General features: G+C 31.2%; 6 protein-coding genes. 4 read left to right on the top strand and 2 right to left on the bottom strand.

Annotated elements, in window-relative coordinates; all coding sequences use genetic code 11:
- From AB1Z17_RS11505 to AB1Z17_RS11490, 4 genes are all read left to right on the top strand, one after another.
- Positions 1 to 1,936: class I tRNA ligase family protein (locus AB1Z17_RS11505; protein WP_368051939.1), on the top strand; the 1,936-nt coding region annotated here is incomplete at its 5' end.
- A 148-nt stretch (positions 1,937 to 2,084) separates the two neighbouring features.
- Entirely contained in the window at positions 2,085 to 2,342 is a 258-nt protein-coding gene (locus tag AB1Z17_RS11500; RefSeq protein WP_368051938.1) for a SemiSWEET family sugar transporter, read from the top strand.
- A 198-nt stretch (positions 2,343 to 2,540) separates the two neighbouring features.
- Positions 2,541 to 4,001, top strand: coding sequence for a PAS domain-containing sensor histidine kinase (locus tag AB1Z17_RS11495; RefSeq protein ID WP_368051937.1), 1,461 nt, complete (start codon positions 2,541 to 2,543; stop codon positions 3,999 to 4,001).
- A gap of 4 nt (positions 4,002 to 4,005) precedes the next feature.
- Positions 4,006 to 4,779, top strand: coding sequence for an enoyl-CoA hydratase/isomerase family protein (locus AB1Z17_RS11490; RefSeq protein ID WP_368051936.1), 774 nt, complete (start codon positions 4,006 to 4,008; stop codon positions 4,777 to 4,779).
- Between the two features lie 69 nt (positions 4,780 to 4,848).
- Here AB1Z17_RS11490 and AB1Z17_RS11485 read toward each other — a convergent pair whose 3' ends face one another.
- Together AB1Z17_RS11485 and AB1Z17_RS11480 are read right to left on the bottom strand one after the other, a co-directional pair.
- Complete coding sequence (locus AB1Z17_RS11485; RefSeq protein WP_368051935.1) at positions 4,849 to 7,380, bottom strand: DPP IV N-terminal domain-containing protein; 2,532 nt, start codon at positions 7,378 to 7,380, stop codon at positions 4,849 to 4,851.
- Positions 7,381 to 7,537: 157 nt separating this feature from the next.
- Positions 7,538 to 8,839, bottom strand: a 1,302-nt coding sequence (locus AB1Z17_RS11480) for a glycine--tRNA ligase (protein ID WP_368051934.1), incomplete at its 5' end; no start/stop codon positions are given.

Genomic DNA, 8,839 nt, shown 5'->3' with positions numbered 1-8,839 from the left:
TTCAGGTTGGGAAATTTCTGTTTTTACAACCCGTCCCGATACAATTTACGGTGTAAGTTTTATGACACTTGCTCCTGAGCACGAATTGGTTTCAAAAATTACAACTGCTGAGCAAAAAGAAGCTGTTGAAGCTTACCAAAAAGCAACTGCAAAACGAAGCGAATTGGATAGAATGGCAGATGTAAAAACCATTTCTGGTGTATTTACAGGTGCCTATGCATTGCATCCTTTTACGGGTGAAAAAGTGCAAATTTGGATTGGAGATTATGTGTTGGCAAGTTATGGAACAGGTGCTGTAATGGCGGTTCCTTGTGGAGATGAACGTGATTATGCGTTTGCAAAACATTTTGGATTAGAAATACCAAATATTTTTGAAGGAGTTGATATTTCTGAAGAAGCATGTGCTACAAAAGAAGGAATTAAAATTGCAAATTCAGACTTTTTAAATGGCTTAACTTATAAAAAAGCCATGAAACGAATTATTTTTGAAATTGAACAAAAAGGAATTGGATACGGAAAAATAAATTACCGTTTACGCGATGCTGTTTTTAGTCGTCAACGTTATTGGGGAGAACCTTTTCCAGTATATTATAAAAACGGATTACCGCAAATGATTGACAAACAACATTTGCCAATTGTGTTGCCAGAAGTTCGCAACTATTTACCAACCGAAGATGGAAAACCACCTCTAGGAAATGCAACAGTTTGGGCATGGGACACTGTTAAAAATAAAGTTGTTAATAATGATTTAATCGATAATGTAACTGTTTTTCCACTAGAATTAAACACAATGCCAGGTTGGGCAGGAAGTTCGCAATATTTTAATCGATATATGGATTCTCAAAATAATGAGGAAATGTTTTCGAAAGAAGCAATTAATTACTGGCAAGATGTAGATTTATATATTGGTGGAAGCGAACACGCAACCGGACATTTATTATACTCTCGTTTTTGGCAAAAATTTATGTTCGACAGAGGTTTTGTGCCAACAGATGAATACGCCAAAAAGCTAATCAATCAGGGTATGATTACTGGAACTTCTGCTTTTGTATATAGAGTTGAAGGTAAAAATAATTTTATTTCAAAAGGTTTAATTGGAGATTTGAAAGTACAACCAATTCATTCAGATGTTGCCTTTGTAAATACTCATGATGAATTAGATATTGAAGCTTTTAAAAACTGGAGAGAAGAATTTAAAGATGCTGAATTTATTTGTGAAGAGGATGGAACGTTTAAGGTTAAACGTGAGGTAGAAAAAATGTCAAAATCTAAATACAATGTTGTAAATCCAGATGAAATTTGTGAAGAATACGGAGCAGATAGCTTGCGTTTATTCGAAATGTTTTTAGGTCCTTTAGAACAATCTAAACCATGGAAAACTTCAGGAATTTCTGGTGTTTACAGTTTCTTGAAAAAATTATGGAAATTATACATTGTAGATGGCGAATTTTCAGTTTCTGATGAAGCACCAACTAAAGATGAATTAAAAACATTGCATAAAACCATCAAAAAAGTTGAAGAAGATATTGCTAATTTTTCTTTCAACACTTCAGTTTCAACATTTATGATTGCTGTAAATGAGTTAACAGCTTTAAAATGTAATAAGCGTGCTATTTTAGAGCCTTTAGCAATTGTTATTGAGCCGTATGCACCACATATTGCTGAAGAATTGTGGAATAAATTAGGACATAAAACTTCAATTTCAACAGTTGATTTTCCAATATTTGAGGCAAAACATTTAGTAGAAAGTAATAAGGAATATCCGATTTCTTTCAACGGAAAAATGCGTTTTACTATGGAGCTTTCGTTAGATTTAAACAAAGATGAAATTGAAGCCGCAGTTATGGCACACGAAAAAACTCAAGCACAATTACAAGGTAGAACACCTAAAAAAGTAATAGTTGTACCAGGTAAAATTGTAAATATTGTTGGGTAAAATAGAAAACAGTTAAAAGGTCTTAAAGTTATAAATTTTTGGGTGGCTGAGCACAGTCGAAGCCATTATAAACAAGGAAAAACTTTAATTATTAGAAACCTTTCAAACTATCAGCTATTAAACAATTTAGCTTTATATCCATATAATAATGATAGATTCTTACGAAATAATTGGCTTAATTGCAGCGGTCTTAACAACAGCTGCATTTGTTCCTCAGGTTTATAAAACCTGGAAAACAAAATCTGCCGGCAATATTTCTTTAACCATGTACATTGCAATGTTTATTGGAATACTTTTATGGTTAGTTTATGGTATTCATTTAAAAAGTTTAGCAATGATTTTGGCAAATTCTGTCACCGCAATTTTAACATTAATCATTCTTATTTTTAAATTACGATATAAATAACTTTCTTGGTACATTTGTTGTAGGTTAGGTTGCATTATCAATTTAATTGTAATTGTTGCATACAAAAAAAAATAGCAATTAATCTGTATATTTACTGTAATTAATTATATGAAATCATAAAATAATATTTCATAAAAATAACCAACAATAATCCTTTTAAAAAAGTGAAAACAACTAGGTTGGTGAAAATAAATTTAAATGAAAATTAGACTTCTTTCTTTACGTATTCGAATATTTTTAGCAATGATATTGTTAATTTTATTAGCTTCTATTTTAATTGCCGCCGTTACAATTTATCAATACAAAGAACAAACTGACGAGTATAATGAAGGGAGATTGGAAAGAAAAGAAGAAGCGGTAAAAGCCTCTATAAATTATTGGTTAAATAGCGGAAGCGGAAATACATTTCCAATTGTAGAAGAAAACTTAAAACTTATTTTTAGAGAAAAAGTACATGAAATTTCAGATATTGAAAAATTAGAAATTAACATCTATGATTTAGCTGGAAATATTGCGAAAAGTTCACATGCCGGATTTGTTAAAAGCGATGCCCCAACAAAACTAAGCGACACTATATTAAAAGGAATTAATAACACTGTTAAACATCGCTTTGTCGACACTAAAGCACTTAAAGGCAATAGCTTACAATCTTCTTACTCATATATTACAGATAATAAATTTAAACCAATTGGTATTTTAAATTTACAATATGTGCAAGATAATACTGCACAAAATAAAGATTTAGAAGAGTTTTTAATTAGAATGGCTTATGTGTACGTACTCATGTTTTTATTGGCCATTGGTTTGGCTTATTTTATATCAAGTTATATTACTAGATCTATAAAAACTGTAACCGATAAAATGAGCTTAACACGCTTAAACAAGCGAAACGAAAAAATTATTTTAAAGGATGCCAGCGCCGAAATGTTTACATTGGTAAATGCCTTTAATGAAATGATTGATGAATTAGAAGAAAGTGCTGTAAAATTAGCAAAAGGAGAAAGAGAACAAGCCTGGCGAGAAATGGCCAAACAGGTTGCTCATGAAATTAAAAATCCGTTAACTCCAATGCGTTTAACGGTGCAAAGTTTTCAGCGCAAATTTGATCCAACAGATCCAAATATTCATGAAAAAATAAATGAATTTAGTAAAACACTCATTCAGCAAATAGATACTATGAGCTCTATTGCTTCCGCTTTCTCTAACTTTGCTAAAATGCCAACACAAAACAGGGAAGAGTTAAATGTTGTTGAAGTTGTTAAATACGCTTTAGATATTTTTGCAGAAGATTATATTTATTATTTTTCTGAAAAAGAAGTTATTAAGGCAGAATTAGACAAAACACAGTTAATTAGAATAATTACTAATTTGGTTAAAAATGCAACACAAGCTTTAGAAGAAATTGAAAATAAAAAAATTGAAGTCACCGTTTCAGACGACGAAAAAAATGTTATAATTACAGTAGCAGATAATGGTAAAGGAATCTTAATTGAAGATAAAGAAAAGATTTTTGAACCAAAATTCACTACTAAATCCAGCGGAATGGGCTTAGGATTAGGGATGGTAAAAAATATAGTTGAAGCTTACAACGGCTCTATTTCGTTTACATCAAAACATAATAAAGGAACCGTTTTTAAAATAATAGTACCAAAAAAATAACAATATGAATTTCGAAAATATATTAATTGCGCAGAACGAAAATAGTGCCACAATTACAATAAACCGACCAACAAAATTAAATGCCTTAAATAAAAATACAATTTCAGAATTGCACGAGGCATTTAAATTATTAGAAAACGACAAAACCGTAAAAGTTATTATTATTACCGGAAGCGGAGAAAAAGCATTTGTTGCTGGTGCAGACATTTCTGAATTTGCAGATTTTTCTGTTGAAGAAGGGACAGAATTAGCAAGAAAAGGACAGCAAATATTATTCGATTTTGTTCAAAATTTAAGCACACCTGTTATTGCTGCTGTTAATGGATTTGCACTTGGTGGAGGTTTAGAATTGGCAATGGCGGCTCATTTTAGAGTTGCAAGTTCCAATGCCAAAATGGGATTACCAGAAGTTAGTTTGGGTGTAATTCCAGGTTATGGTGGTACGCAACGTTTACCTCAATTAGTTGGTAAAGGAAAAGCTATGGAAATGATTATGACCGCCGCTATGATTTCTGCTGAAGAAGCCAAACAATATGGTTTGGTAAATTATGTAGTTGAACAAGATGAATTATTACCTCTTTGTGAAAAACTAGCAGGTAAAATTATTAGAAATTCTTCCGTTGCAATTAGTGCTGCAATAAAAGCAGTAAATGCTAATTACACCAATTGTATTAATGGATACAGTGTTGAAATTGAACAATTTGGAGTTAGTTTTGGAACAGATGATTTTAAAGAAGGAACAACTGCTTTTTTAGAAAAAAGAAAGCCCAATTTTTAAAAAAAATTATATAACAAAAAAGCTGTTTGAAAATAATTTTCAAACAGCTTTTTTTATGTAATTATAATTTTAACCTTTCGGTATATCTCTATTCATTTCAAGAATATCAACATTCGTAGCTTCAGTACCTAAAAAGTATTTACTAAAATGATCGGCGCGTAACCAAAAAGAGTATTCTGTCATTTTACCAAAGCCATGGCGTTGACCTGGCATTATCATAAATTTAAAACGTTTATTAGCTTTTATTAAAGCATCTGCCATTCTAATAGTTCCTCCTGGATGCACGTTATTATCAACATCACCGTGAATTAACATTAAATTTCCTTTTAAATTTGCTGCTAACGATTGGTTTTTATCAATATCATACTTGTATTTAATACTTCCATCAGCTTCAATTTCTTCTTTAACACCATGGTGTGTTTCACTCCACCAACTATTGTACATAGAATTATCGTGATTTCCAGCTGAAGAAACAGCCGCTTTAAAGAAATCTGGATACACTAACATTGCAGCAGTAGACATAAATCCACCACCAGAATGACCGTAAATTCCAACTTTATTAATATCAATATATGGATGTTTATCTGCTAATTGCTCTGCAATATATTTTTTATCTGCCAAACCATAATCTCTTAAATTTCCATAACCATAATTATGATACCATTTAGAACGATCTGGGTGCCCCCCTCTATTACCAACTGTTACAACAATAAAACCAACCTGAGCCATACGATCTAAACGATCCATACGCACAGAGAATGCTTTGTTTACAGCTTCTGTTTGTGGCCCTGGATACACATATTCTAATAATGGATAACTTTTTGTTTCATCAAAATCATACGGTTTGTATAGTACACCATATAAATCTGTAATTCCATCATCAGCCTTCATTTTAAAAGTTTCTGGGAACTTATATCCCGTAGCAAATAATTGTGATAAATCTGCCTCTTCTAAATTCATAATTAAAGCACCAGTATTGCTTCTTAATTCAGATTTTGGGGTACTATCTACTCTAGAATAGTTATTTACAAAGTATTTATTAGAATCAGACAGACTAACACTTGTAGTAAAGTCTCCAGAATTTATAGGGCGCAAACCAGTTCCGTTTAAATTAATTCTATATAAATGCTCGTAATAAGGATCTATAGTTCTATTAACTCCATTTGCAGTAAAATACATTATACGCTCTTTTTCATCAACATTTTCAATACCCGCAACGTGATACGGTCCTTTTGTAATCTGATTTTTTAGATTTCCTTTAGTATCATATAAATAAATATGTGCCCAACCGTCTCTTTCTGCCCAATGCAACATTTCGGTTTCATTATTTAATAACATTAAAGGTCTGGTTTCTATGTAGGTATTAAAACGCTCTTCAATTAAAACCTCAACCTCTCCTGTATTAATATCTGCAACACAAATGTCTAATTTTTTACGATCTCTGCTTATAGTGCTAAAATAAATTTTTCCTTTTTTTGAAAGTAATAATGAAGGTTTAAATTCATCACTAGCTTCCGATTTTTTATATTGATGTCTGTAAACAGAAAGACTCTGTTGCTTAACAGTATCTAATTTTACATTAAGAATTTCTTTTGAAGGAATATCTAATATTTGTAATTCAGATTTATAATATTCTTGCTCTCCTGGCATGTGGTATTTATAGGTTTCTAAAGTTGGTCTTTTTTTAGAAACTGAATTTATTACCCATAAATCTTTAATATGTCTTGAATCGGATCTCTCATAAATAAACTTTTTAGAATCTCTAGTCCAAATTCCCCGAATTCCTTTTCTATCGTCCTTCTTTTCTTCTTTACTTTCATTATTTTCACCTCTGGAACCACCACCATATCCATAGTTTTCAACACCATCTTTTGTCCATTGGTTTTCTACAATTGTTGTGTCTTTCTCATCTTTAAGAGCTTTTAAAAAATTCTCTTTATCCATCCAATATAGATTGTAATTTTTTGAATATAAGACAATAGTACTATCAGGTGAAATATTTGCCCAACGTTTTCTGTCATCATCTTTTTTAGAATTATCTATAATTGTTAAGCCATTTCCACCTAATTTATATTCGAGAAAATATACTTTTTTCTCCATTTTTGGTTTTTTCTTTTTGACTTTTTTAATTTCAGTCGAGTCCTTTTTTATAGTGTCTTTTACCTCATCTTTTTTATCTTTTTCATCATCTTTAACCTCCACTTCTTCTGTTGAAGTAACACGAAATTGGATTGCGGTTTCATTTTTTACAAATTTGAAACTAAATCTAGGTAAATTCTGACCATCGTATGGGTCTTTGGTTATTTCAGTTAACCATTCAGCCATTTTATCGTTGTCAAATAATTTAGTTCTAGTTTTCCTATCAGCATCAACCAAATAATAATTAGCGCCATCGGTAGTTTTATATTGGTACCAAAAACGGTTGCCATTTTTTAACCAATTTGGTCTTACAGAAGTAGAATGTACTAATTTACCAAGATTTGTTGGTGAAAATTTAGATGCCAATCTATAGTTTGGAACGGGTACCTCAGAAGCAATTTTGTCTTGTGCAAAAACCACACAGGTGGCCATAATAAATAACAAAAGTATTATTTTTTTCATGTTTGAAGTTGGGTTAAAATTAATTTAAGCTATAAATTTCTTTAAAACAATTAACATAGCAATTGTGAATTTAAATTTTATCATTTTTTTAACAAAAAAAAGGCTGTCTAAAAATTTTACTTTTTAGACAGCCTCTAATATCTTTTAAATTTAAAAGCTACATTTTCATAAGCCAATTTTTTACATCAACTTCTTGTTTAATTATATCTTTTATTTCTGAAATTTTAACACGTTGTTGTTCCATAGTATCTCTATAGCGAATTGTAACTGAATCATCAGTTAAAGTATCGTGGTCAACTGTGATACAAAAAGGTGTTCCGGCAGCATCTTGTCTTCTGTAACGTCTTCCAACAGCATCTTTCTCGTCGTAATCAACATTGAAATCCCATTTTAAATCTTCAACAATTTTTTTGGCAATCTCTGGTAATCCATCTTTTTTAACCAATGGTAAAATTGCAGCTTTTGTTGGTGCCAACACAGCTGGTAATTTTAACACAATTCGTGTAGTACCGTTTTCTAATGCTTCTTCTTGTAATGCGTGTGAAAATACAGCTAAAAACATACGATCTAAACCAATAGAAGTCTCTACAACATATGGAATATAACGCTCATTTATTTCTGGATCGAAATATTGTAATTTTTTTCCTGAGAATTTTTCATGGCTCGATAAATCAAAATCTGTACGAGAATGAATTCCTTCTAATTCTTTAAATCCGAAAGGAAATTTAAACTCAATATCTGACGCGGCATCTGCATAATGTGCTAATTTTTCATGGTCATGAAAACGATAGTTCTCTTCACCCATTCCTAAGGATAAATGCCATTTTAATCGGGTTTCTTTCCATTGCTCGTACCATTCTTTTTGAGTTCCAGGACGTACAAAAAATTGCATTTCCATTTGTTCAAATTCTCGCATACGGAAAATAAACTGACGTGCAACTATCTCATTTCTAAACGCTTTACCTGTTTGCGCAATTCCAAAAGGAATTTTCATTCTTCCTGATTTTTGTACATTCGAAAAGTTTACAAAAATACCTTGTGCAGTTTCTGGACGTAAATATAAGTCCATTGCAGTTTCTGCAGAAGCTCCTAATTTTGTACCAAACATTAAGTTAAACTGCTTCACATCAGTCCAATTTTTAGAACCTGACAAAGGACAACCAATTTCTAATTCTTCAATTAACAATTTTACATCGGCTAAATCTTCGTTTTCTAAAGATTTTCCCATACGTTGTAAAATCGCGTCTCCTTTTTCTTTATAACCAACTACTCGTGGGTTTGTTGCTAAAAATTGTTCTTTATCAAAAGAATCTCCAAAACGCTTAGCCGCTTTTGCTACTTCTTTTTCTATTTTAGTATCTAATTTACCAACATAGTCTTCAATTAAAACATCGGCTCTATATCTTTTTTTAGAATCTTTATTATCAATTAAAGGATCATTAAAAGCATCTACATGGCC

It is taken from the genome of Lutibacter sp. (assembly GCF_040883305.1).
Taxonomy (GTDB): domain Bacteria; phylum Bacteroidota; class Bacteroidia; order Flavobacteriales; family Flavobacteriaceae; genus Lutibacter.
The sequence above is the reverse complement of the archived record's forward strand: the minus strand, read 5'-3'. Positions and strand labels throughout refer to the sequence as shown.